Raw genomic sequence first — 24,818 nt, 5'->3', positions numbered from 1 at the left:
ATTAACCACCAGCAAACTGTAAAATGATATTTAATTCATCATCTTGCTTAAACTGAATTACTTTGTAATCTTCAAATTTAATTAAATTATCGTTTAAAACAAACAATACATTTCTTTTAGTAGTGCCATTTGATTCCCATAACTTTTCCTTTAATGCTGGAAAGCTAGATGCCAAATAATTTTTGAGTTCTGCCAAATCAGTTACTTCTACTTGTATTTCTTGTTGATTTCTAGCTAAAGATGTTAAGAATTGGGGCAAGATTACTGTAATCATTGAATTTGTCCTCCTTCATGTTTAACTAACCTAAAACCAAGATCATAAGCATGAAATGATGCAGGTTCATGATGCCTGAAATTATTTCTGCACATATCTATGAACGAATGAAAACTTCCTCCTCGGCAGACTCTGTTTTCTCCATCATTTATATTTACGGGGTTATGAGAGGCAGTTTTTGAATAATAATTAGAGTTATAAGTGTCCAAACACCATTCCCATACATTACCGTTAATATCATATAAGCCATAATTGTTCTGCTTCTTTTGTCCGATTACGTGCAATTTACCTCCAGAATTATCACTAAACCATGCGTAATCAATTAGAGAATGTTCGTCAATTGGATAGTGATGATTTTTCCCTCCTTTTGCTGCATACTCCCACTCTGCTTCGGTTGGTAGATCAGTATTACACCAAATTGCAAACATAAAACTGTCGTACCAAGTTATACTAGTTGCAGGATAATTTTGTGGGGCGCTTTGATAATCAGGATCAAACTCTTTATACAAACTAGTTGAAACTGGAATTGACATTATTTTATAGGGTGAGAGGTATACCTCATGTAAAGGCTCTTCTCCACAATATAAGTATTTAGCCTCTTTGTGATTCCCCATATTAAATGTGCCCCCAGGTAATTCAATCATCCATCTAGCTATCAACTCTTTATAGCGTTTTTCATTATCCTTATAAAATCTTGTATATAGAATTTCTTCTTTAATGTGTAAAGGTATGTCACTAAGCAATTGGAAAGCTTCATAAAGAACATGATTATTTGTTACTACTGGTTTTCCAAATCGATTAACAGAGAAGATTGTTTTAAGGAATTGGACAAGCTCATCTTCATTATAAGATTTACTCATCTCAGTAAAATGTATAGCTTGCTTCATTTTGATCCTCCAGTTCTGCCAACTCAATTTTAATTTCTTTTACTTGTTTATCAGGGCTTACTTCAAAAACTCTAATTTGGGGATATTCTAATGTCCGTAAAGAGATTAGAAGATGCCAAACACTCGATGAGGGATGTAGATCGACATCTACCCTTGCTAATATAGCGGGGTGTCGTTGATGACTGTGGAATACCCCCACTTTGAACAACTTATTCTGTCGAATATACTTTTCAATCTTAATAGTTTCTTCTGGAGAAGTTAAAAATCCGGCATCATCATGGTCTTTGTAGTAATTTCCATAGGATGAGAAATAGTCTAAGAAAGAACCTCGTACATCTTCTTGCATAATTATGTACTCAGAAGGTCCACCATCTGGCTCTGTTGATAAAAAGTAGCCATATGCTTTTTTAGGAAATTGTTTTTTAACATCTCTTATAAAATTCAATAACAGCTGTTTCTCAAACTTAATTCTCCGATGATTTTCGGTCATTAAAGGAGCGCACCACCTTTGCTTATAAATTTAGGAATAAATATTTACGAATTAACGTAGGTTTTACAAATTCGCTATTATTTCCATTATTATACAGTCGCGTTCAGAAAAACTTCTATGTGATTGTATATATCTTACGATTTTTAAAAATGGTATTATGATTATTTGATGTTAATACATGGATCTTTTACTCGGGTTTTACATTCAAATTCTGCTTAAACCAATGAATATCTATTAAAAGGTAAGTATTACGTGATTACAGGATAACAATGCTTTAGAAACACACTATGTATTCATAGAAAGGTTTCCACGATATTTATTTCAGCATAAAAATCACGGAAGACACCGCGGGAAAACTCAAAAAAACTCCACTATTTTCATCATGGTGGAGTCTTTTTTTATACATAAGAAGGAGACGTACTTTGAAGCGTTTTGTGAGAGAGAACACATTGTCCTAATGTAAATCTATTTATTTCATTTGTACGCTCTTGGTGTTTCGATGTTCACCGCAAAGGCACTGCCAGCAACGTGTGCAACAGCTCATTATGCTGCACATGCTTGGTGACGTACCCCTGTTGCTCCAGCCATCCGCATAGCTCACCCAGCAGAGGGAAGTGACGGTCACGCAAGGCGCGCAACTGTTCTTCGTGTCCGGATAATTCAGCTTCACGGACATACGCCTCGCGGTGAGTGGCATCAACAAACATCAGATCGGTTAGACCGATACGTCCGCGCGAGGTTAGAACTCGCTGCATCTCCTGTAAGGCCAGTAGTTGCTGATCTGGACTCAGATGATGGAAGGCGAAGCTGGATACGACAAAGTCGAAGGAATGATCGGTAAAAGGCAGCGCCAGGAAATTACCTAGCTTCACATGCATGTCAGGATATTTGGTACGGCATCTGCGCAGCATCTCCCGGGACTGGTCGATTGCAGTCATGTCTGCGCCGCAACGTAGTAGTTTTCCTGCGAGATTACCCGTGCCTGTACCGATATCGAGTCCTTTCTCGCCTGGGGCGGGCGAGATCCATTGAGCTGTCTGTTCCAGTCCCTCATCATAGTTGTGATACAGGTAAAAGGAAGACTGCACCGTATCATTTGAATCACTCGATGTGGACTCATCTGTATTATGATATGGATGTGAAATCTCATGCTGATCGTTTATAGGCGAGACGTTGTCTGAACGATGACTGTCCTCTGAAAAGGATTGCCTCGCACTGTCCCTGTGTCCACCCTGCACTCGCTGATCATGGACGGCTGCTTGTGTGTCATAATTCCACCGATCATGCCAGTTCTGCCGTGCTTCACGCAGACGCCGCGCACTGTCCGCAAGATCGTGCAGATGGCTGACATCCAGCGGTCCGTCCTGGCGATTCAGATCAATCATACGCTGGGTTGTATCCATCATACGTTTCAGTTCAATCCATTGGGCATACATGACGGCCTGTTGCAGCTCCAGATATTCTTCTAGCCGCTGCTGATTCCCCTGATCGATCTCTCCGAGCGCGTGTGTAATATCCTGCAGGGACATGCCAATCTCACGTAGCGCAGCAATGGTTTGAAGCCGCCAAATATCATTTTCTGTGTAGGTGCGATACCCGTTAGTGGTCTGTTTGGCGGGTAGAATTAATCCTTTTTCCTCATAAAAACGAATGGCTCTCGCCGATATCCCGAGCCTGCTTGCTGCCTCTTTGATATTCATCATGCGTCCCCTCCTTATCGAACCAGTATAAACCATGACGTTACGGCAAGGTTAAACGTTTATTTCATTTCATTATGCGAAAAGGTTCAAATCCGGTTGGAATTTTAGTCAACGTTGAGGCTATGCTACAATATATAGAACAAAGCCAGTTAGACAGTGTCGCTAACGAATCATGGTTTCCTAACTTCTAACTCATCACTCGCTTAACTTCCGGCGTTGTAACGTACAGCGTTGTCGACTATAGCACGAAAGGTTGAATCATTATGCTTACCAGCCATACATTTACGATTCGTCCATCCGAGATTAAAGATGCAGCACAGCTCATGGAGTTGGACACCCTGGTATGGGACAAATACACCTCTCCTGCACCGATGCAATGGCGCTCCAGACAGCAATACCTGCAGTATTGTCCGCCAGGCAGCCAATTGATTGCGGTGCAGGGAGAGCGGGTATGTGGTTATGTGGGCTTTCAGCCAGCGACAGGTATGCCCGTCAACCGTCACGTTTACGAGATTCATATTGCAGTTCATCCTCATGATCGGCGTTGTGGTATCGCTACTGCTTTGATGGATGCTATCAAGCAGCATGCGGCCCAACAAGGCGTTCGTAAGCTCAGGCTGCGCGTGCTCTCTAGCAATCCGGGAGCGATTACGTTTTATACCCAGTGTGGATTTGTGACGGAAGGCAGGTTGGTGTCCGAGTTTTATATCGGCGGCAAGGATGTGGACGACATTCTTATGGGTTATTTTATCCAAACCAAATAGAAACGTAGCTGAGGAGGAGGAACAACGATGGACATGGGACTTCAAGGTAAAAAAGCACTGGTGCTGGCTTCCAGCCGCGGGCTGGGCAAAGCGGTAGCCGCTCAATTGGCAGCAGAAGGTGCTGACGTCATGCTCGCCAGCCGGAGCGAAGAAAAGCTCGCAGCCGTGAAGCAGGAGCTTCTGGCGCTTGGTGGTGGACGTGTGGAATATCATGCAACCGATGTGACACGTAAGGAAGATATTGAGGCGCTGATTCACAAGACAGCAGAGCTGTTCGGGCAGATTGATATTCTGGTGAACAATTCGGGTGGGCCACCCTCGGGTTCATTTGAGTCACTGACGGATGAAGATTGGGAGCGTGCATTTGATTTAAATGTACTCAGTTATGTAAGGCTGATTCGCGGTGCTCTTCCTTATATGAAAGAAAGCGGAGGACACATTGTGAATATCGCTTCAACTTCCGTGAAGCAACCCATTCCGGGTCTGGTGCTGTCCAACACGTTCCGTACCGGCGTTTTTGGATTGGCGAAGACGTTATCCCAAGAGCTGGCTCCATACGGAATTTTAATCAACACGGTGGCGCCAGGACGTATTGCCACAGACCGCATTCGTGAGCTGGACGCTGCACGGGCAGAGCAGAACGGAGTCAGTGAGGATGAAGTCTCGGAACAGTTCCGCAAGGAGATTCCACTCGGCCGTTATGGTCAACCAGAGGAGTTTGCCAAAGCGGTGGTGTTCCTGTTATCCGGGGCCAATACGTACATCACCGGAACCTCATTGATCGTGGATGGTGGTATGGTCCGAGCCCTCTAAGGAAGAAGTTTGATCGACAGATTTAAAGTGATATGGAAACGGATTGCGATATCAAGACAGAGCCCCTCCTTAATGTCCACTTGTTGTGGAGAAGGAGGGGCTTTATCTTGATTCATGCATTAAACCGGGTGTATAAAGAAGCCTGTGCTTGTCTAACGTTCTGGGCCTAATCCTTTGTTAAGATAAGTCTTTGATGCTGTCATTAGGTGACTTGTCGACTTTGCTGGAATTCGGATTCGGCACTGTCTTGGCCTCGCCGTCTGGTCTTGCTCCATGATCATGGATGTGACCTGCTGGACCTTCTGGCTGTTTACCATTGACGAGGTCAGTAACTCGTTGAGTAATGTCTGCCTCGCGCTCATCGAATTGGCTTTGTGTGATCTTGCCGTCGGTTAACTGTTGTTGCAGTTCTGCTTTCTGGGCAGTAACGAGTGTATCAATAACCGTCTGCACGTCCACGTTCTTGGTGGCGGCAATCTCGGCAATAGTGCTGCCTGCTTCACGGGCTTCCTTCAGTTCTTCCGTTGTAACCCCGAGGATGGAGGTCAGTTCCTTGGTATAACGTTCTGCTCCTGGTCCACCAAATCCACCCCGACCACGCCCACCTGCTCCAACGTCCTTCTTATTACCATTTACCAGGTCAGTCACACGTTGTGTAATTGTAGCTGCACGCTCATCGTATTGGGTTTGTGTGATTTTGCCATCGGTCAACTGCTGCTGGAGTTCTGTTTTCTCCGCTGCGACCAGTTGATCAATGACGGTCTGTACATCTACATTTTGGGTTGCTGCAATCTGGGCAATGGTGCTGCCTGACCTGCGCGCTTCTTTCAGCTCATCGGCAGACACGCCAAGCACGGAGGTAAGTTCGTCCGAATAGCGCTCCAGCCCGGGCCCCAAACCTCTAACCCGGTCTTCTGGTTTTATTTTATGTGAATTTATTGTAGGAGCGTTGTCCGTCTGGCCTGAAGGGTTTGCTGCCGGATCTGCATTAGCTACTGAATGTGCAAACATGCCTCCACCGAGTGCAATCGTCATAGCCATTGCGCTGGTAACCACTACTGTTCTTGATGTTTTGGCTCTCTTCATCTTGGATCATCCTTCTTTCTTCTGTAGGTTGGTATGGGTGTATGGGTGTTCACCCACAACGTTATATTAGAGAGCAAGAATGAAGGGAGGCTGAGAGGAACCTTAATTGTTAGTAAAAAATGGATCAATAACCAAGAATGCCCCTCACCCGTGTTTAAAATGTACACAGGAAAGGGGCATACGGTTGGTCTTAGTTAGATTTTAACTCAATTATGTAAACAAATTAGCGTAAAAGTTCCCATTCATGCTGCAGCATGCCGTATACTGCATGGTTCACGTAACCTTTAGGCAGCTTCTCTGCCTGACGAATGACACCCTCTAGAACGAATCCGAGTCTTTCCGGGATAGCGCGACTGCGTTTGTTGTTCGTTGCCGAGCGAATCTCAACGCGATTCAGATCCAGTGTGACCAGTGCATAATCAACCAGAACGCGACAAGCACTTGTCATCAAGCCCTGACCCTCAAAACCTTTCCCAAGCCAATATCCGATGCTCACCGAGCGGTTGGTCCAGTTAATCTCGTGGAATCCGATGATGCCGGCAAGATCACCTTTTAACCACACACCGGCGGTGAAGCCGCCATTTTCAGCACCTTGTTTTAATGCATTAGTAATGAAGTTTGAGGTGTGTTCCACTTCTGTCACATGATCAACCCACGGTAACCAATGTCTCAGTTGATCCCGTGAACGATCCGTGAGTTCGAACAGCGGTTTGGTATGTTCCATGGCCAGCGGCCGGAGTTCGGTATATTCATCCAATGAATAGGTAAACATGAATGCAACCTTCTTTCTTTATAAATTAGTGAATTAACGGGAAGTCTTGGGTAACTTTTGTTCCAGTGCAAACAGGTCTTCTTCCATCGATGCCATGCGTTGATTGACCGTTGTGCGCGCGTCACGGAGTGCCTGATTATATATGTAGGGAGCGAGCTGTATCATGAACAGGTCGAGGACACCCCAAGCGGCCAGATCACCCAGTTCTTCGCCACGTTCCTCTTCGAAATACGACTGGATGGTACGAATGGCTTCATCCTGCTGTTCTTTGGTCAGTTTAAGCGAATTTGATGTGATGGGAAACCCTCCCTTTAATTTTATTTTACTATCATGCTACATGATTCGAGCGAACCCGTCAAAATGGTTTTGGGCCTATTTATGCACGGCTGTACCTGACTTTGGTGCCTTCTTTATTGAACTCCTCCCCCGTTAAAGGTATATTTAAATGAAACGCGTTGCAATTACTGAAAGTTCCAATCAATTCATGAAAGGTTTGATACCTGTGGACAATCGTACAACCCCACCTAACTTTATCAAAAATATTATTACCGAAGATCTCCGGTCAGGGAAAGTCCAGGAAGTTATTACCCGTTTTCCTCCGGAACCGAACGGTTATCTGCATATCGGCCATGCCAAGGCGATCTGGATTAACTTTACGCTGGGCGGCGAATTTGGCGGCAAAACGAACTTGCGCTTTGATGACACGAACCCGGTCAAGGAAGATGTAGAGTACGTTCAATCGATTCAGGAAGATGTGAAATGGCTCGGATACGAGTGGAACGAGAAACGTTTTGCCTCGGATTATTTTGATGAGATGTACAACCGTGCGGTCTTGTTAATTAAAAAAGGTAAAGCCTATATCGACGACCAAAGCGCCGACGAAATTCGTCAAATGCGCGGAACGCTGACGGAGCCGGGCAAGAACAGCCCGTACCGTGATCGTTCGGTGGAAGAGAATCTCGACCTGTTCACTCGTATGCGTGCAGGCGAATTCCAGAACGGGGAGAAAGTGCTGCGTGCCAAGATCGATATGTCTGCACCGAATATCAACCTGCGCGATCCGGTGATTTACCGGATTTCACATGCACATCATCATAACACGGGCGACAAATGGTGCATCTATCCGATGTACGCTTTCGCTCATCCGCTCGAAGATGCCATTGAAGGTGTAACACACTCCCTCTGCTCCCTTGAGTTTGAGGATCAACGCCCGTTCTATGATTGGGTTATTGCAGAATGTGAGATGGAGAGCCAACCTCGTCAATACGAATTTGGCCGCCTGAACCTGTCCCAGATGGTGACCAGCAAGCGGAAGCTGAAGCTGCTCGTGGACGAAGGCCATGTGGATGGTTGGGATGATCCGCGTATGCCGACCATTTCGGGTCTGCGCCGCCGGGGATATACGCCGGAAGCTATTCGTGATTTTGTATTCGAAACAGGCATTTCCAAGAGCCAAGGGGTCATCGACCTGCAAACGCTGGAGCACTTTGTACGTGAAGACCTGAAACTGAAAGCTCCACGCACGATGGCTGTCCTGCACCCGCTTAAAGTGGTTATTACCAACTACCCGGAAGGGCAAGTGGAATGGCTCGAAGCAGAGAACAATGTGGAGAACCCGGAGATGGGGAATCGCCAAATTCCGTTCTCTCGTGAGATTTATATCGAACAAGACGATTTCATGGAAAATCCGCCGAATAAATACTTCCGTTTGTTCCCTGGCAACGAAGTTCGTCTGAAACATGCATACTTTATCAAATGTAACGATGTAATCAAGGATGCAGAAGGCAATGTGATCGAGATTCATTGTACCTATGATGTGGAGACGAAGAGCGGCAGTGGCTTCACTGGCCGTAAAGTTAAAGGTACGATTCACTGGGTAGAAGCGACTCAAGCGGTACCTGCTGAATTCCGTCTGTATGAGCCTTTGATCCTGGATGAAGCACCAGAAGCTGAGGTTGAAGTGGCTGTAGCTGGGGCTGAAACGGAGGTTGTGGAAGAGCAACCGGAGAAAACGTTCCTGGATCAATTGAACCCGAACTCTCTTGAGGTTGTTCACGGGTATGTGGAACAAGAGATGAAGGAAGCGAACGCTCAGGACAAGTTCCAATTCTTCCGTCACGGTTATTTCAGCGTAGATCCGAAACATTCCGAGCCAGGACGTCCGGTATTTAACCGGGTCGTATCTCTGAAAAGCTCATTCCAACTGCCGAAGGCATAAGCTCGATGAATCAGCTTAAGCTCTGTTCATCGGAGTGCTGGCAAGCAGACAAATGATATGTTAAAGCAAGGGCATCCTTCGTCATGGTCATGGCGAAGGATGCCCTTTTGTTTTTCAACATATAGTTAGGTTAGTTTTAGACCGAGTATATAATATGGCATGAACATGAACATGTGCTGAAGTGGTGGATGTGCGTGTGAGGCAAGAATCTAACGAACCGAGGACATGCTATTTAAGTGTATTTCGGCATTCCAGCAACGTAACGAATCGTAGACACCTTATTTCCTCATTTATCCTGTCTTTTCGAAGTTTTTTGTGACTTTTATGCGAAATAAGGTGGCTGAGATTCCTTAGCTTTAGCATATCGTGAAATTGCTGCAGATAAGGAGTCTAAGGTTCGTTAGGAGCACAAACCTTAGACTCCTTTCTCTTTAATACTACTATCCATAATCTTTTGTTTGAATGTTTGAACGTTAATTTACACGATAACGGAGAGGACAGAAATAACCTGAAGAAGCGGAGCGGTCGCATTTATCCCTGGATTTTAACCTTGAAAAAAGGGAATCAAAAAAATCCGGGGATAACGGCGATCGAAAGATTCTTCTGTCATCGTAGTGCTCTTGTGTAAATCAATCTTTCAATTTTTCTAACAAAAGATTATCTCTCCTCATCCATATTGCCCATCTCCGTCAACACAACCGGCTGATAGCCGTTACGGCGGTTCGACAACCACATGATGCTGAATCCAACAGCACCGATGAGCGAGAAGAATACGCCAATACTATACATGACTTCCGCCCCGAAGTTCTGGAACAGCCAGCCGCCGAACAGACCCGCAATAACCCCTGAGAGACCGCCCCAGGCCATCGTATAGACCGCTTGACCGGAGGAACGATAGGGTCTTGGAATGAACAGCATGGTCAGTTGTGTGCCTACATAGAAGTACCCGCCGAACGTGATGGAATGCATCAGCTGAATGAATACAATCTCCATCGGGTTGCTGGCCAGTGCCATAAGCTGCCAGCGCAGTGCAAACAGCAGACTGATCAGGATGAGAGAGGCCAGAAGCATGCTCATTTTGCGTTTGAGCAAGCGGTCGAGCAGCAGGAATACACCGACTTCGAGAATGGATGAGGTGAAGATGGCCCAGCCGACCATCTGTTTGTCGCCACCCATCTCTACAATATATAAGGACATAAATGTACTGTTCATGGCATTGGGTACCGAGACCAGTACACCAAGACCGATAAATGTCATAAAATACGGATTGAACATGACTTTGCCAAACCGCCGAAAAGTCACCACGGGTGTATCGGAAGCAATAGGCTGTCTGGGCAGGAACACGGATAACACGAAGGCGACAGTAATCATGCACGCAAAGATAATCGATACACTGCCGATACCAAAACGGTCAATGAGCGGGCCAGCTGCAACGGCAGTCAGTGCCCAACCGAGTGAACCCCAGAGCCGGAATGATCCAAACTTCTGGGTTGTGCCATCGATATATCCGAGAATCAGGCTATTGGTTTGAGCGAATAATGGGCTTTGAAAAAAATAAAAAAAGATCATGGCTACATAGATCCATGTATAACTGGGCGCATAGAATACACCCTGGGCGAGCACAAATGTGCCTCCCATCATAATCATCAGAATGATGCGAATATTGCGGGATTTATCGCTCCAGAAACCCCAGAACGGGTTGGCGAACAAGGAGACAAAAGGTCCAATCGCCATCAGACTGCCAATCTCCAGTTTGGTCATGCCAATCTCTTGCAGATATAACTGCAGGAATCCGGCAAAGATGGAGATGGCGCCATATATGAAAAAGTTATATAGTTTCAGAGATCCCAATGAGGGATTACCTTTTGAAGGTATAGGTCTGTCCAATTAAGCCATTCCTTTCAAATGCATATTGTTCAATGTATCATTTGTTGAAAGGGGATTCAATCTATAGAAAATGTTGATCCATTGATATAACAAGCTCATATCGTTACCAGGAGGAAACAAGCCATCATGAACTCAAGGGAATGGACAGGCATCATATTGGCAGGAGGTTTATCCAGCCGCATGGGAACCAACAAGGCCATGCTGCAACTGAACGGTTCTGCTGTACTGCAACATGTCACAAAGGCCATGAGACCCGCAGTATCGCGTATCATCGTGGCTGCCGGACCCCATGTGACAGCCTACAGTGCAATGGACTACGACTGCGTTCAGGATCACTATCCGGGGAAGGGGCCACTCGCCGGTCTTCACGCGGCGCTGGAAGCTTCCGATACAGACTGGAATCTGGTATGCGCTTGCGACATGCCGCTCCTGCAAACGTCTTTTTTCGATGGAATAAAAAAGCTGGTCGAATCGCATAACTCATATTCTGCTATCGTTCCACGCGTGGATGGACATGTCCACCCTCTTGCAGGGGCCTACCACAAGCGAGTGCTCCCTGATCTGGAGCAGCGTCTGAACCAGGATCATCTTCGAGTCATGCGATGGCTTGAAGAGATCGGTTGCCGCTATGTGGAAGTGGAAGAGCTTGAGAGCGCAGGTGTCCATCAAGTAGCGATGCAAATGAGTAATATGAACACGCCGGAAGAGTATGAGCGTATACGCAATCAAGATTCCGGACTTGCTTCAGATCTATAGGATACAGGATCACCTGATTCATCTGCATGATGGTTGCGGTATTGCAGCGGGCTCTGGCCTGTCCAACGTTTGAATTGTCTGCTGAAATGGGACAGATGGGTGTAGCCGAGCTTCCACGCAATTTCCCCGAGCGACAGCTCAGGCTGTTCGATCAGTACCTTGGCCTCCTGCAATTTCAAGCTGGACAGGTAAGCCCTGGGTGATCGCCCGTACACCTTGCGAAAGACCTGTAGACCATATCCCGGGCTGATGCCAAACGAGGATATAATCTGCTCTACTTTGACCGTGGATACACTGCTTTCCTTGGTTCGAAGCTGGGCATGGAATGCCTGCTTGATTGCCTCCGCTATAGCTCCCGCATAATGCATGGCTGTTGGAGCTGGTGCATGTGAAGCAGCAACGGAAGTTGTGGATTCCGGTTCATTGTCAGCGGCCTGGGACAACAGGGCGAACAGTTCAAACATGCGTGCCTGCATGATCATTTTGTCCGTGGATGTGTAGGCTTCGGATACATTAATCATGCTCATCCAACTCTCCAGCACAACGCGCATCTTCCGATTAACGGCCGTACCTGCTGCGTAGATTTGGCTATGCTGTGACATTAGCTTCAGGGTAAAGACCGGATCATCCACATTAAAGTGAGCGCTAAAATAAGTCATGCCTTCCGTCGATACACATTGATTCGTATGTTTGAACCCGGGAGGAATGAGAAGAATGGAACCTTCCTCCACGGTATAGGTATAACCGTGAATCACACTCTCCTGAGTACCTTGGATAATCAACATAATCTCAAAACCCGGATGTGATTCCTCCGGCATCGCCCATCCATGGGGTACTTGTTGGCTGTGCGCACCATAGAATTTGATGTTGGAGTCGATAATAGGCAGCCAGTGGGCCAGCGTATGGTGAGGCATTTCTCGGAGCTGTGATCGGATATCCATAACATTCACCTCGGAAAAGGGTAAAAACAACTCGCCTTATACAATCGGCACCCTTAGTATACTTCATTATAATCAGTTTAACGCGAGCATGGATAATCCGTGGAACATATCAGCGTTTGAAGAGGTTACTGAACAATCCAAGTTCTTCAACCGATAATAGTGTAAACGCTACCATTAAGGCTTGGAATATGTCAACTCTTGCACACGTCAAGATCATTATATTTTCCACTTAAAAAGGAGATTAAATCATGGACAAATTATTATATGGTGTGGCCTACTATGATGAATATATGCCTTATGAAAGATTGGACAAGGACATTCAGATGATGAAGGATGCCGGGATCAACGTGGTCCGCATTGCAGAATCAACCTGGAGTACTCATGAACCGCAGAATGGCGTATTTGACTTCTCTTCGGTAGACCGTGTGCTGGACGCCATGCATGAAGCGGGGATTCAGGTCATCGTAGGAACACCAACGTATGCTGTTCCAACGTGGATGGTTAAGGAACATCCGGACGTGCTGGCTACTACCTCACAGGGACCTGGTAAATATGGTGCAAGACAGATCATGGATATTACACATCCAACCTATCTATTCTATGCCGAGCGGATCATCCGCAAGCTGATCTCTCGGGTAAGCACACATCCAGCGGTCATCGGTTATCAGACGGATAACGAGACGAAACATTACAATACGGCCGGAGATAATGTACAATTGCAATTCGTCAAATATATGCGGAACAAGTTCAGCTCTCTGGATGAGCTTAACAAGGAATTTGGTCTCGATTACTGGAGCAATCGGATCAATAGCTGGGAAGACTTCCCGTCTGTTGTAGGAACGATTAACGGCAGTCTGGGTGCTGAGTTTGCCAAGTTCCAGCGTCAGCTGGTAACCAACTTTTTGGCTTGGCAAGTGGGGATCGTGAATGAATACAAACAGGAAGGACAGTTTGTTACCCAGAACTTTGACTTTGACTGGCGTGGATATTCCTACGGCATTCAAGGGGATGTGGATCATTTTGCCGCATCGAAACCTTTTGACATCACCAGTGTGGATATCTACCATCCTTCCCAGGATGATCTGACAGGCATTGAGATTTCATTCGGCGGGGATGTGGCTCGTTCCACCAAACAATCCAATTATCTGGTACTGGAGACCGAAGCGCAGGCATTCTGGCATTGGGTTCCCTATCCGGGACAACTTCGGTTGCAGGCATTCAGTCATCTGGCATCCGGAGCGAACATGGTCGCCTACTGGCACTGGCATTCGTTGCATAATTCGTTCGAGACGTATTGGAAAGGATTGCTCAGTCATGACTTTGAACCGAATCCGGTGTACAACGAAGCGAAGACCATTGGCAGGGATTTTGCCCGTCTGAGTCCAAAGCTCGTGAATTTGAAGAAAAAGAATCGGGTGGCTGTGCTGTTCAGCAATGAGGCGCTGACATCAATCAAGTGGTTTGGGTTTAACTTCACCAGTGACAAGAATTATAATGATGTGGTTCGCTGGATGTACGATGAATTATATAAAATGAATATTGGCTGTGACCTGATCGACCCGTCTGTTGAGAATTATGCGGCGTATGACGTGCTCGTTGTACCTGCTCTGTATGCTGCATCGGATGCGTTGCTGGAAAAATTGAATCAATTCGTACAGGATGGCGGACATATCGTCTACTCGTTCAAGAGCGGCTTTGCAAATGAGCATATCAAGGTACGCTCTAGCCGCCAGCCTGGCCTAATCAGTGAGGCATGCGGAATCAGCTATAACCTTTTTGTAGAGCCAAAACATGTTTCGCTGCGGGATGATCCATTTGGGGTTGGTGAAGAGCAGAATCAGATCCACACCTGGATGGAATTAATTACACCGACAACGGCTGAAGTACTTGCTTGGTATGATCATCCACATTGGGGTGAATATGCGGCAATTACCCAGAATGCCTATGGAAAAGGCAAAGCAACCTATGTCGGCTGTTACACCAGTTCTGCGGTGATCCGTAAGGTACTGGAGCGTGTCATGAAGGAAGCGGGTGTATGGGGAGCTGAGCCGGAACTGGCTTTTCCAATCATTGTGAAGACAGGTGTGAACGATCAGGGAAGTACGATTCGCTACTATTTCAATTATGCGGATGAGGCAACATCCTTCGTGAATGCCTATGGGGAAGGGACCGAACTTCTGGAAGGAATTCCGATTGCTGCGGGAGAGAAGATCGAACTGGAACCATGGGGCGTACGGATTATCGAACAATAATAGGAAATAATAATTACCAAAATGAATATCAAGACCAAAGCGCCCTCGGCTTCCATGCTGGGGCGTTTGTCTATTTTAGCTCAGGAGTGGATGCGCTGTGTTTACTGAATGTTATCGGAAGCTGACAGATCCTTTCAAACGCAGCATTCGTAATAAATTGATTCTTACCATGACGCTGCTGGCTGTTCTACCCGTCATTGCCATGACCGCTATGGCAGCTGAGAATACCCGCTCTTCCATGGAAGAGGAGATTATGGAGACCAACCGTGCCAATATGAACTGGGCCTCCATCTATCTGGGCGAACAGTTCGCTCGCATGAACAATATTATCTATTCGATTCAGATCAGTGACGAATTGCATCAGTATCTGGCGTTGAATCAGGAAGCGCCAGCAGCCAGCCGATTTGACGAACAGAAGGCCATGTTCAATATGCTGAACAGTGTATATTATTCCGCTGGCAATTATGTGTTTGGCGTTGAACTGTATCTGAAGGAACTGGACACCTTGTTCACCTTCAACTCCATGGATTCTCGCATCAAAACGGTATCGGAAATCCCAGAAGGGTATCATGAGCTTTTTGCACAACATAAAGATTTTACAATTATCAATGATCCGGACGATCCGCAAAAGTTTCACATGACTCGCAGCATGAATCGCTTCGAGGATCAGGCACAGATCGGCGCCATCAGTCTGGAGGTCAAGTGGGCTGAGTTCAATCAGACCCTCGAGCTGCTGGATAGCAGGGGGGCTTATGCAGTATACATCGCCGACAGTGCGGGCAACCCGGTCTATCAGCCGAATCAAAACATCCAGCCGTCCGCTGAAGCATTGGCACAATTGGCAGGCGCCAAAGAAAGATCCGGTTTCATCCGTACAGCCAAGGAATACGTATTCTATCATTCCATTGACCCGTCAGGACTGCGTGTGATCAAGATTGTACCTGCCCATGTGATTAACGAGAGTGCCTTGGAAACGATGAAATACGGACTGGTTGTAGGTGGCCTGGCAACCGTCATTTCTGTGGGAATAGCTGCGCTCGTGGCCTGGAGTACCTCGAAGCCCATTGTCAGACTGGCCAATTCCATGAAGGGTATTCAGTTGATTAAGGACAGAGAAGTGGTACGAAGCGGCCGGGTGGATGAAATTGGTCTGTTGGAGAAAAATCTGCATGGCATGTCAAGCCGTATACGGGAACACATTCGGGACAACTACCTGATGAATCTGGAGAAGCAGACGGCGGAGCTCAAAGCTCTGCAATCCCAGATCCATCCGCATTTCCTGCAAAATACGTTGCAGATGATTGGCGGCATGGTCTACTCGCAAAAACCGGCAGACAGTTATAAAGTCATTCGAGCCTTGAGCGAAATGTTTCGTTATATTGTGCGAGCGCCGGATGGACTTGTCCCTTTACAGTCTGAACTCGATCAGTTGGAACATTATATGCTCATTCAGAAGCAGCGTTTTGGCGGCAAGCTTGAATACACACTGGAGATTACCGGAGAACTTCGAGCGTGTTATATTCCCAAGTTGTCTTTGCAACCCATTGTGGAGAATGCATTTTTGCATGGTCTGGAGAAGAAACCGGGGGAGTGGAAGCTGGGCATTGAGGTCGTCTGTGAACCTAAAGAGGTAACGATTCGAATTCGTGATAACGGTGTGGGTATGGATGCTGAGAAACTAGCGGAGATGCAGTCCAGGCTGGAGCGACTTACCTGGGAGGCTGATCGGGTATGGAGTTCAGGGACGAGTATTGGACTGGTTAATGCAGCCTCACGAATGGTAATGCATTTTGGACCTGAATACGGGATGAGCATGGAAAGTGAATACGGACAGGGGACGAGTGTTACAGTACGAATTCCCTGCAATACAGGAGGCGAAGCCTTGTGAACAAGGAACTGTACAGAGTACTGCTGGTGGATGATGAACCGTGGAACCGGGATATTTTGCGCAACCTGGGGAATTGGAGTGAACTCGGAATGACGGTTGCAGGTGAAGCAGAGGATGGTGAGCAGGCCATACAACTGGTCAAGCAGCATCAGCCTCACATTATCATTACGGACATGCGCATGCCCGGCACAGACGGTGTGGAGCTGCTACAGACGCTGAGCGGACAGTACCCACAGATCAAGGTGATCGTGGTGAGCGGGTATGATGACTTCAATTATGCCAAACATGCGATCCGCCATCGGGCTGCGGATTATCTGCTCAAACCGGTGAATCCGGATGAACTGAATGGTGTACTAGCCAAATGTGCCAAAGAATTGGAAAAGGTTCAATCTGCGCCGGAATCATGGGAAGCGTATCCGCCTTCCTTTGCTGGTGATTTTTCTTTGTTTCAACAGCAGGCTCGTTTGCGGTTTAATGACCTGAACATTCAAAGTCTGCGGGAATGGTTCCAGCAACTGCAGCAGAAGCTGGAACGCAGCGAGATTAACAGACCCCGGCAGCTTGGACGAGTGGCCTATGAACTACAGGCTTTGCTGGATGAACTCTGTGTCTCCAATGGATTGTACGAGCGGGGCGAAGCAACGGTGTTACCCCCTTCAACAGCGCTGGCTTCCATAGAATCCACAATTGCCTGGATATCCGCCCCATATTACCAGGCTCTCGAGCAACTCATTGCGCAGCGCAAATTCAAGAACAAGCTGAACCTGGAGGAAGTGAAGCAATACATGGAGCAGCACTGTATGGAGATGATTACGCTGGAGCAGCTCGCCCAGATCTTTTTTGTCAGCAAGGAATATCTCAGCAAGGTATTCAAGAAAGAGTATGAGGTGAATGTGACCGATTATGTCGTCCAGTTACGCATGACACGAGCGAAGGAATGGGTGATGGATGATCAGATTCCATTCAAACATATTGCCGAGCTGGCGGGGTATGAGGATGTGTCCTACTTCTATCGGGTATTCAAGAAACATTTCGGAGTTTCACCGGGGGAGATGCGCAAGGGACTATCGCGTATGCCAGGCAATTCAAGCAGTGGCACGCAATGAGCCGTTCAAGAAAGCCCTTTGGGCTGGATTAAGGTTTAAAATAATCCAATACACAAGTCTAATTTTGTCCAATGAAGCGCTTTCATTTTCTGATATATAATGAGCCTATGAAAGACAAACCAGTCACACACCGGGAGGTCATAAGAGATGAAAGTATGGAAAAGCGTAGCAAGTGCGGTACTGGTCAGTGTTCTGCTCGCAGGTTGCGGTTCCAATGCAGGAACGGACAATGGGCAGGAAGAATCGGCATCAGGCAGCACGGTGTCCCTCAAAGTATTCGTTGCACAACCTCGGCTGAAAGAACACTACGATAAATATATAGAACAGTTCAAAGCCAAGGAGAAAGCAGAGAAAAACATTGAGGTGAACGTGCAACTGGAGATGCCGCCAGCAGACAATGCACCTCAGATTCTGAAGACACGTCTCGCCTCCAATGATGCACCGGATGTGTTCGCCCTGCATGCAGTCAATGAGATTCCACCGTTCAGCAAAGCGGGTTATCTGGAAGATCTGTCGGATCAACCTTTTGTCGACAAATTACTGGATTCGGTGAAACCTTCCGTAACCAATGCGGAGGGCAAAGTCGTAGCTGTTCCATTGGAAACGTTATCATGGGGCTATCTGTACAACAAGGATATCTTCGAAGAGCAAGGGCTGGAAGTACCAACAACGTTAACAGAAATGAAGGCGGTCGTGGAGAAACTGAAAGCAGCCAACATCACACCGTTTGAACTGTCCTACAAAGAATCCTGGATTCCGCAATTATTCCTGCCGCTCACTGTGGGGGCTTTAACACAGTCGGAGCACAAAGACTTCATCGACAAGATGAATCAGGATCAAGGCTCCTTCTCGGATATGAAAGCGTTGTTCGATGTCTTCGATCTGGTCAATGCGAATGGTACAGAGAAAGCGCTGGAAGTCGGCGGAGATGATGGTTCAGCAGCCTTCGCTTCAGGAAGCGCAGCGATGTGGATTCAGGGACCATGGTTTGCCGAGACGATTCTGAAATCCAACCCGGACCTGAACTTTGGTGTGGCACCGATGCCGATCAATGATAACCCGGATGATACTAAAATCAATCTGAGTACGTCCACTTCACTGGCAGTGTCGTCATCCAGCAAGAATAAAGAAGTGGCACTCGATTTCGTGAACTACATTCTCGATGACAAGGATTCAAGTGCCTTCTATGAAGCACTCAAATTCAATCCGGTTGCCAAGATCCATGACTTCAAGAGCTTCCCATGGGTAGACGATGCCCTGAAATATGTGAACGAAGGCAAAGCCTATCAGGACCCTTCTATCCCTCAAGCAGTTAAAGATGAATCAGGCAAAGCGTTACAAGGCTACTACTCCGGGCAATTAAATCAACAGCAGGTTATCGATGCGCTCGACAAAGCGTGGAAATCCTACAACAAAGTCAACAAGTAAGGAGCTGCGAGGCCCAAGCAGATGAAACGGCTGGCAGAACGTTCTTCGTTCCCCCGTTTACAATCGATTATCCGCTTCGAGTGAAAAGGGGGAGAACCTATGGCTACGAATGTGTTCAAGAAGTATCTGTCATTGCTCGCGTTCACTGCGCCTGCCTTTGTCATCTATGCGATTTTCCTGCTGTACCCTACGTTTAGTGGCATGTTCTATAGTCTGACGGATTGGAACGGACTTAATCGGGATTACAGCTTTATCGGTCTGGGCAACTTCGTGGAATTGTTCAAAGAAGATCCGGACTTTCTGAACGCCCTGTGGTTCACGATGAAATATGTAATATTTATGCTCATTCTGCAAAATGGAATTGCCTTGCTGCTCGCCGTGTTGATCGAATCACGGACGCGCAGCAAAGGGCTATTCCGGACCTTGTTCTTCATGCCTAACATGATCAGTACAATCATTAGTGCCTTCATGTGGACATTCATCTTCTCTCAGGTGCTGCCACAGCTCGCACAGAAACTGGCCATTTCATTCTTGGACCAGCAATGGCTGGGAGATCCGAAGTTTTCATTTTACTCCATTCTGATCGTGTCGCTCTGGAACGGTGTGGGGTATATGATGATCATCTATTTGGCCGCTCTCCAGGGTGTACCGAAAAGTCTCAAGGAAGCGGCTGTTATTGATGGGGCCAACGCATTCCAGGTGCTGCGCAATGTGGTATTGCCGATGATTACTCATGCCGTGACCATCTGTTTCTTCCTGACACTGAACGGAGCCTTCAAGGTGTTCGAAGTGGTCTATGGACTGACGGGTGGTGGACCGGGCCGGGCCACACAGGTTATCACAATGAATATCTATGAAGAAGCATTCTCCAACAATTTCAGGTACGGCTATGCGAGTGCCAAATCGGTTGTGCTGTTCATCATCGTACTCATCTTCACACTCATCCAGATCACCGTCATGAAGAAGAAAGAGGTGGAAGCATGAGGATGCAACGACTGAACAGCTATCTGATTCGCCTGCTGCTGATCTTGGGTTCTCTTGTGGCCATGCTGCCGATCTACATGGCGGTAGTGAACTCTTTTAAAACACAAGGTGAGATGTTCCAATCCTTTATCGCGCTGCCGACGACGCTTCACTGGGAGAATTATTCGGACGCATTTAACAAAATCAATCTGCTGGGCAGTTCGATGAACTCGGCCATTGTATCCTTTCTGGGGATCGGAGGAATCGTCTTCTGTGCCTCACTTGCGGGATACAAACTCTCACGTACCTCTGGCCGCTTGAGTAACCTGATCTTCTTCCTGTTTGTTGCATCCATGCTGGTGCCTTTCCACTCCATCATGATTCCGTTGACTCGGGTAGCCAAAGGCATGGGCGTTCAAGGAAGCACGTACGGATTGGCCCTGATCTATATCGGGCTTGGTGTAAATATGGCCATCTTCCTCTATCACGGGTTTGTGAAGTCTATCCCGCGGGAATTGGAGGAATCGGCTCAGATTGACGGGTGCAATGAGTTTCAGACTTTTTTCCAGATTATCTTCCCGCTCTTGCTTCCAATCACAGTCACCATCGCGATTCTGGACTTTCTGTGGATCTGGAATGACTTCTTGTTGCCACTGCTCATGCTTACCGATGTGAATCGGTATACACTGATTCTGTCCACAAACATGTTATTTGGGGAATATAACAAGGAATGGCCTTTGATTCTGTCATCCTTGGTACTGACTGCGATCCCGGTTATTCTGATCTATGCTTTCTTCCAGAAGTTCATCATGGAGGGCATTGCAGAGGGTGCGGTCAAAGGGTAAGCGAATAGCAGAATGATACGATGGAATCCCGGAGCGCTACTGGTATCGACCCGCTTTTGGTATTCGATCAAACTTACAAAACTAACGCAAAAAGCCTTGATCTGAAGGACATTGTCCTTTCTGATCAGGGCTTTTTTTGGTTGTGAAATCAGGACCGAGCATTTGAAGTCATGAGCCAGAATTCATGAGCCTGTGTATAGCTTCTGCAAGGCATTGTAACCCGTGCTCCATCTCATCAGGGGAAGCATAGGCGTAAGACAACCGAATATGACTCGCATCCAGCCGGTCATATAGGTAGCCCGGATGGATAAGCACATCTTGTTCCAGACAGGTATGGAACAATTGGCGGATAGAGAGAGGGGACACAGTGAATTGCAGCCAGATGTAAAAGCCGCCAGCGGGTATGTTCCATTTCGCCATGCCGTCAAAATGACGTTGCAATAGATCCAGCATGAAGTCTCTGCGTCTGCGTAGCTCAGGGCGAAGGCGTTCCATATGCTCTGCATGATGCCCTTCGGCAAACCACAAGGCAGCGGCTTCCTGCGCGAGTGAACTGGTACCATAGTCGGTCTGCATCTTGATATCTGCGAGCCGGCGTATGACCGGTTCTGGCCCTACCAGCCATCCGAGGCGTAAGCCGGGACTGACTGCCTTCGACAAGGTGCCCATATGCAGCACCCGTCCTTCCTGGTCACGCGCCTTCAGCGATGGCGGAGGTGGGGTGTCCAGCCACAGATCGCTGTAGGCCGAATCCTCCAGAATGGAGATGCCTAATGTTCGAGCGGTGGCCATCAGTTCATCCCGGCGGGGATCACTCATCACAGAGCCCGTGGGGTTGTGAAAGCTCGGTATCGTATAGAGCAGCGAGATGTGGTCTTGAGCTTTGACATGCTGCGAGGCATCTTCCAGGCGTGCAATGTGCAGTCCATCATCGTCCATCGGGATCCCGCTCATTTTCAACCCTGCCGATTGAAAGGCGTGAATGGAATACAGGTACGATGGTTTCTCCAGCAGAACTGCTGATCCGCGAGGGAGCAGTCCGACTGATATCAAGTGCAGTGCCTGAAGAGAGCCGGATACAATCAGTATGGAATCTGGAGAGGCTTGAATGCCAGTTGTCTGCAAATGAATGGATAAAGCCTCACGAAGCTCCAGACTTCCCTGAGGTTCCAGGTAGTTCAGTGTGCGAGAACGTTGGGACAGGTCATACAGGATGTCGTTAAAAGCATCCTGAGGCATCAGTTCCGGGGCAAGCTCCCCTGTACCAAGACGTATGATGCCAGGTCGGAATTCTGCCTGATTAATCTGCTGGATCTCAGGCAGGTTGGGATAGTACCAACCCTCTTCAATGGCTTCATTCCAGTTGGGCATTGCTCCGTGAGCCATGCCGTGCCAACCGGAGCCGGAAATATAAGTTCCCCCACCATGTCTGCCTTCAAGCAGACCCGCGGCGGCCAGATTATCAAGGGCAGTAACCAATGTACTGCGGTTTACCCCCATGGACTCAGCCCATATTCGCTGTGAGGGGAGACGGTATCCTGCGGACCATTCACCTGTTGTGATCTTCTGGCGGATATAGGCTTCAATCTGGCGATATAAGGGCAAGTCGAGAGAAGGATTCGGCTTCCAGCTCATGTGTAGTCGGGAATCAGAACGTTCCATGACAGGCAGAATCACCTCTGTTTAAATTTACACTTGGTACTTCGATGGCGGAACAACCTTCCGATCGCTGTTATCCCCAGATTTTAAAATTGCTCTTATAAAGGTGAAAATCTGGGGATAAAGGCGAGGCGTATGCTTCCGATGCAGCTTTCTTTCAGAAAGCTTTTAGCTTCGCTTCTTCAGGTTATTTCTGCCTTCTCCGTTAACGTGTAAATTTTTATTTTTAACTATAACATTTGGTTGGGTCTGATGCCATCCAAGTGGTTGGTTACGTCAGCCATTATCTGCCCTACGATGGAATCAGAGATAAGGGGGTAGAACGATGGAGGTTGTTATTCACGCAGTGATTCTGGCGTTTGGGCTGATTTTTCCACTGGGTGTGCAGAATGTATTTATTTTTAACCAGGGCATGAGCCAGAGACGTTATATACATGCGCTGCCTGCTGTAATAACCGCAGGGGTCAGTGATACGTTGTTGATCGGGGCAGCCGTTGGAGGAGTGTCGCTTATTCTGCTGCAATGGCCAGTGCTGGCGAATGTGTTATATGCAGCAGGAAGTTTGTTTTTGCTGTATATGGCATGGAGTATCTGGAGGTCGTCCGAATCTGTGCAAGGTTCGCAGACGGTAATGTCAGCGGGACGACAGATTGCGTTCGCTACATCCGTATCTCTACTCAATCCCCATGTGCTGCTGGATACGGTTGCCGTGATTGGCACCAGTTCACTTCAGTATGTGGGCGTGGAGCGTATGTATTTTGCCCTGACAGCCGCAGTTGTATCTTGGATATGGTTTCTGGGACTTGCAGGTGCGGGTAGGGTGATTGGGAGAACGGATCGAACTGGACGCATCAGTCTGGTGTTTAATCGATTGTCCGCTGTGGTCATGGTCGGGCTGGCCGTTATGATGCTGTGGAAACTCATCTATGCATAGAAGGACGTGATGTGGCTTATTTTGTTTAGAATTAGAAAACTCCCCGTGACGTTAATCACATGGGGAGTTTTATGTAGGTGCTGAATTTGGTTATCAATAGATGCCTGCTGACCTGGTTATTGATATGAAACATGTAGTGCTTGATAACGCTTCGGTGTTGCGTCTTTTATATATGGTTAATCATTTAAGTAAGGGTCATCGTTTCGAATTTATTCTGCCTTCAGCAGCATGGATTCAATAAACACTTTCAGGTCACGGCTTACGCTATTCAACTGATCAATGACCTCGCTGAACTCGGTTACCATCACAGCCTGTTGGTTGCTAGACTGTGAGATGGAAGTGATCTCCTGCTCCATCTGCTGGATGGAATGCTGGACATCCTTCAAGGAACGTTCGATATTTACCGTGGCTTCTTTGGTACCTGTAGAAAGTTTGCGCACTTCAGATGCAACGACGCTGAATCCGGCACCGGCTTCGCCAGCCCGGGCTGCTTCGATAGCCGCGTTCAGACCGAGTAGATTGGTCTGTTCTGAGATTTCACGGATGAATGCGGCGACTTTGTTAACCTCGCCTGAGTTCTGCACTGCCATACGCGTATTGTCCAAAATCTGTGTAGATGAGGCTGTCAATTGTTCGGATTGAGCGGCTACCGTTTGTACCATATCCGTCAATCTGCCGCTGATCCCGCCGATTAATTCAGTGAAATACTCCAGTTTCTCCTCATTCTGAAGAGAGAAACCAATGGCAAGTGTGCCCACAATATTTCCTTGCTCATCCCGAAGTGGGGTGGCCGCCGAATTGATTGATGTGCCATAGAATTTTGCATCAATTCGGTTTGCTGAAGTCTCTCCGTGTATAAGTGCCCGGCGGAGTGTAGGGTCATCGAGGGAAACGGGATCTCCGGCCTTGATCCCCAGATCGAGCTCGTTGCTGGGAACATAATACCAGAACTTCTCCGTATCGGTTACTGCAATCATGATATCGTGTTCTTTGAGCATAATTTTAAAATACGGACTCGCTGCAACGAGTGCTTCAACAATGTTCAATAAGGTTCAGCTCCTATAGTGTATGTGTGCATATCATCTAGATGTATTGTATATACATCGTCAGAATTAGCGGAATCTTGAAGACCCAACAAGGGCAATAACATATATT

22 protein-coding genes are annotated in these 24,818 nt (G+C 47.2%); 11 read left to right on the top strand and 11 right to left on the bottom strand.

From position 1 onward, the window contains the following. Position 1: 1 nt before the first annotated feature. The 4 genes from NLBNIHML_RS14870 to NLBNIHML_RS14855 form a co-directional block, all read right to left on the bottom strand. Complete coding sequence (locus NLBNIHML_RS14870) at positions 2-274, bottom strand: ubiquitin family protein (protein ID WP_278297870.1); 273 nt, start codon at positions 272-274, stop codon at positions 2-4. Continuing rightward, positions 271-1,161 carry a formylglycine-generating enzyme family protein gene (locus NLBNIHML_RS14865; RefSeq protein ID WP_494354636.1) on the bottom strand — a complete coding sequence of 297 codons (891 nt, stop codon included), beginning with the start codon at positions 1,159-1,161 and terminating at the stop codon, positions 271-273. The genes NLBNIHML_RS14870 and NLBNIHML_RS14865 overlap by 4 nt, the downstream gene beginning before the upstream one ends. Next, positions 1,136-1,651 (bottom strand): MPN domain-containing protein, encoded by a 516-nt coding sequence (locus NLBNIHML_RS14860; RefSeq protein ID WP_342571246.1) that lies wholly within the window; start codon positions 1,649-1,651, stop codon positions 1,136-1,138. The genes NLBNIHML_RS14865 and NLBNIHML_RS14860 overlap by 26 nt, the downstream gene beginning before the upstream one ends. Before the next feature lie 503 nt (positions 1,652-2,154). Continuing rightward, positions 2,155-3,354 carry a methyltransferase domain-containing protein gene (locus NLBNIHML_RS14855; RefSeq protein WP_494354635.1) on the bottom strand — a complete coding sequence of 400 codons (1,200 nt, stop codon included), beginning with the start codon at positions 3,352-3,354 and terminating at the stop codon, positions 2,155-2,157. Between the two features lie 260 nt (positions 3,355-3,614). Here NLBNIHML_RS14855 and NLBNIHML_RS14850 point away from each other — a divergent pair, with 260 nt between their 5' ends. Further along, on the top strand, positions 3,615-4,115 hold the full coding sequence (locus NLBNIHML_RS14850) for a GNAT family N-acetyltransferase (protein ID WP_342571244.1): 501 nt from the start codon (positions 3,615-3,617) through the stop codon (positions 4,113-4,115). A gap of 27 nt (positions 4,116-4,142) precedes the next feature. Then, the gene (locus NLBNIHML_RS14845) at positions 4,143-4,928 is read left to right on the top strand and encodes an SDR family oxidoreductase (RefSeq protein ID WP_494354634.1); all 786 of its coding nucleotides are present in this window, start codon (positions 4,143-4,145) and stop codon (positions 4,926-4,928) included. Between the two features lie 177 nt (positions 4,929-5,105). Here NLBNIHML_RS14845 and NLBNIHML_RS14840 read toward each other — a convergent pair whose 3' ends face one another. The 3 genes from NLBNIHML_RS14840 to NLBNIHML_RS14830 form a co-directional block, all read right to left on the bottom strand. Further along, positions 5,106-6,014, bottom strand: coding sequence for a gas vesicle protein GvpG (locus NLBNIHML_RS14840; protein ID WP_494354633.1), 909 nt, complete (start codon positions 6,012-6,014; stop codon positions 5,106-5,108). 223 nt (positions 6,015-6,237) lie between these two features. Further along, the gene (locus NLBNIHML_RS14835; RefSeq protein ID WP_253441402.1) at positions 6,238-6,786 is read right to left on the bottom strand and encodes a GNAT family N-acetyltransferase; all 549 of its coding nucleotides are present in this window, start codon (positions 6,784-6,786) and stop codon (positions 6,238-6,240) included. 33 nt (positions 6,787-6,819) lie between these two features. After that, a complete protein-coding gene (locus tag NLBNIHML_RS14830) occupies positions 6,820-7,026 on the bottom strand; it encodes a DUF2164 domain-containing protein (RefSeq protein WP_494354713.1) in 207 nt (68 codons plus the stop codon). A gap of 244 nt (positions 7,027-7,270) precedes the next feature. Between NLBNIHML_RS14830 and NLBNIHML_RS14825 the strand changes: the two genes are divergently transcribed. Beyond that, positions 7,271-9,004 carry a glutamine--tRNA ligase/YqeY domain fusion protein gene (locus NLBNIHML_RS14825; RefSeq protein WP_494354712.1) on the top strand — a complete coding sequence of 578 codons (1,734 nt, stop codon included), beginning with the start codon at positions 7,271-7,273 and terminating at the stop codon, positions 9,002-9,004. Between the two features lie 657 nt (positions 9,005-9,661). Here the strand turns inward: NLBNIHML_RS14825 and NLBNIHML_RS14820 are convergent. Next, positions 9,662-10,891 carry an MFS transporter gene (locus NLBNIHML_RS14820; RefSeq protein ID WP_339238297.1) on the bottom strand — a complete coding sequence of 410 codons (1,230 nt, stop codon included), beginning with the start codon at positions 10,889-10,891 and terminating at the stop codon, positions 9,662-9,664. 126 nt (positions 10,892-11,017) lie between these two features. On the opposite strand from NLBNIHML_RS14820, the gene mobA reads away from it, so the two are divergent. Continuing rightward, positions 11,018-11,647 carry a molybdenum cofactor guanylyltransferase gene (gene mobA / locus NLBNIHML_RS14815; RefSeq protein ID WP_494354632.1) on the top strand — a complete coding sequence of 210 codons (630 nt, stop codon included), beginning with the start codon at positions 11,018-11,020 and terminating at the stop codon, positions 11,645-11,647. Here mobA and NLBNIHML_RS14810 read toward each other — a convergent pair. Beyond that, positions 11,617-12,588, bottom strand: a complete 972-nt coding sequence (locus NLBNIHML_RS14810; protein WP_339257730.1) for a helix-turn-helix domain-containing protein — start codon at positions 12,586-12,588, stop codon at positions 11,617-11,619. The genes mobA and NLBNIHML_RS14810 overlap by 31 nt on opposite strands. Positions 12,589-12,836: 248 nt before the next feature. Here NLBNIHML_RS14810 and NLBNIHML_RS14805 point away from each other — a divergent pair, with 248 nt between their 5' ends. The 6 genes from NLBNIHML_RS14805 to NLBNIHML_RS14780 all read left to right on the top strand — a co-directional run bounded on the left by NLBNIHML_RS14805 (position 12,837) and on the right by NLBNIHML_RS14780 (position 21,070). Continuing rightward, positions 12,837-14,840, top strand: a complete 2,004-nt coding sequence (locus NLBNIHML_RS14805; protein ID WP_494354631.1) for a beta-galactosidase — start codon at positions 12,837-12,839, stop codon at positions 14,838-14,840. 97 nt (positions 14,841-14,937) lie between these two features. After that, the gene (locus NLBNIHML_RS14800) at positions 14,938-16,728 is read left to right on the top strand and encodes a sensor histidine kinase (protein ID WP_494354630.1); all 1,791 of its coding nucleotides are present in this window, start codon (positions 14,938-14,940) and stop codon (positions 16,726-16,728) included. Continuing rightward, the gene (locus NLBNIHML_RS14795) at positions 16,725-17,834 is read left to right on the top strand and encodes a response regulator (protein ID WP_494354629.1); all 1,110 of its coding nucleotides are present in this window, start codon (positions 16,725-16,727) and stop codon (positions 17,832-17,834) included. Before NLBNIHML_RS14800 ends, NLBNIHML_RS14795 begins: the two co-directional genes overlap by 4 nt. A gap of 147 nt (positions 17,835-17,981) precedes the next feature. Next, the gene (locus NLBNIHML_RS14790; RefSeq protein WP_339238285.1) at positions 17,982-19,262 is read left to right on the top strand and encodes an ABC transporter substrate-binding protein; all 1,281 of its coding nucleotides are present in this window, start codon (positions 17,982-17,984) and stop codon (positions 19,260-19,262) included. A gap of 99 nt (positions 19,263-19,361) precedes the next feature. Further along, the gene (locus NLBNIHML_RS14785; protein WP_494354628.1) at positions 19,362-20,246 is read left to right on the top strand and encodes a carbohydrate ABC transporter permease; all 885 of its coding nucleotides are present in this window, start codon (positions 19,362-19,364) and stop codon (positions 20,244-20,246) included. After that, on the top strand, positions 20,243-21,070 hold the full coding sequence (locus tag NLBNIHML_RS14780; protein WP_062836914.1) for a carbohydrate ABC transporter permease: 828 nt from the start codon (positions 20,243-20,245) through the stop codon (positions 21,068-21,070). The genes NLBNIHML_RS14785 and NLBNIHML_RS14780 overlap by 4 nt, the downstream gene beginning before the upstream one ends. A gap of 168 nt (positions 21,071-21,238) precedes the next feature. On the opposite strand, the gene NLBNIHML_RS14775 is transcribed toward NLBNIHML_RS14780, so the two are convergent. Continuing rightward, positions 21,239-22,732 carry an aminotransferase-like domain-containing protein gene (locus tag NLBNIHML_RS14775; RefSeq protein ID WP_494354627.1) on the bottom strand — a complete coding sequence of 498 codons (1,494 nt, stop codon included), beginning with the start codon at positions 22,730-22,732 and terminating at the stop codon, positions 21,239-21,241. A gap of 322 nt (positions 22,733-23,054) precedes the next feature. Between NLBNIHML_RS14775 and NLBNIHML_RS14770 the strand changes: the two genes are divergently transcribed. Continuing rightward, positions 23,055-23,663 (top strand): LysE/ArgO family amino acid transporter, encoded by a 609-nt coding sequence (locus tag NLBNIHML_RS14770; protein ID WP_494354626.1) that lies wholly within the window; start codon positions 23,055-23,057, stop codon positions 23,661-23,663. 209 nt (positions 23,664-23,872) lie between these two features. Here NLBNIHML_RS14770 and NLBNIHML_RS14765 read toward each other — a convergent pair whose 3' ends face one another. Beyond that, positions 23,873-24,709 carry a methyl-accepting chemotaxis protein gene (locus NLBNIHML_RS14765; RefSeq protein WP_301290204.1) on the bottom strand — a complete coding sequence of 279 codons (837 nt, stop codon included), beginning with the start codon at positions 24,707-24,709 and terminating at the stop codon, positions 23,873-23,875. Positions 24,710-24,818: the final 109 nt, after the last annotated feature.

It is taken from the genome of Paenibacillus sp. JNU01 (genome assembly GCF_059130585.1).
This window is presented reverse-complemented; position numbering and strand designations above follow the sequence as displayed.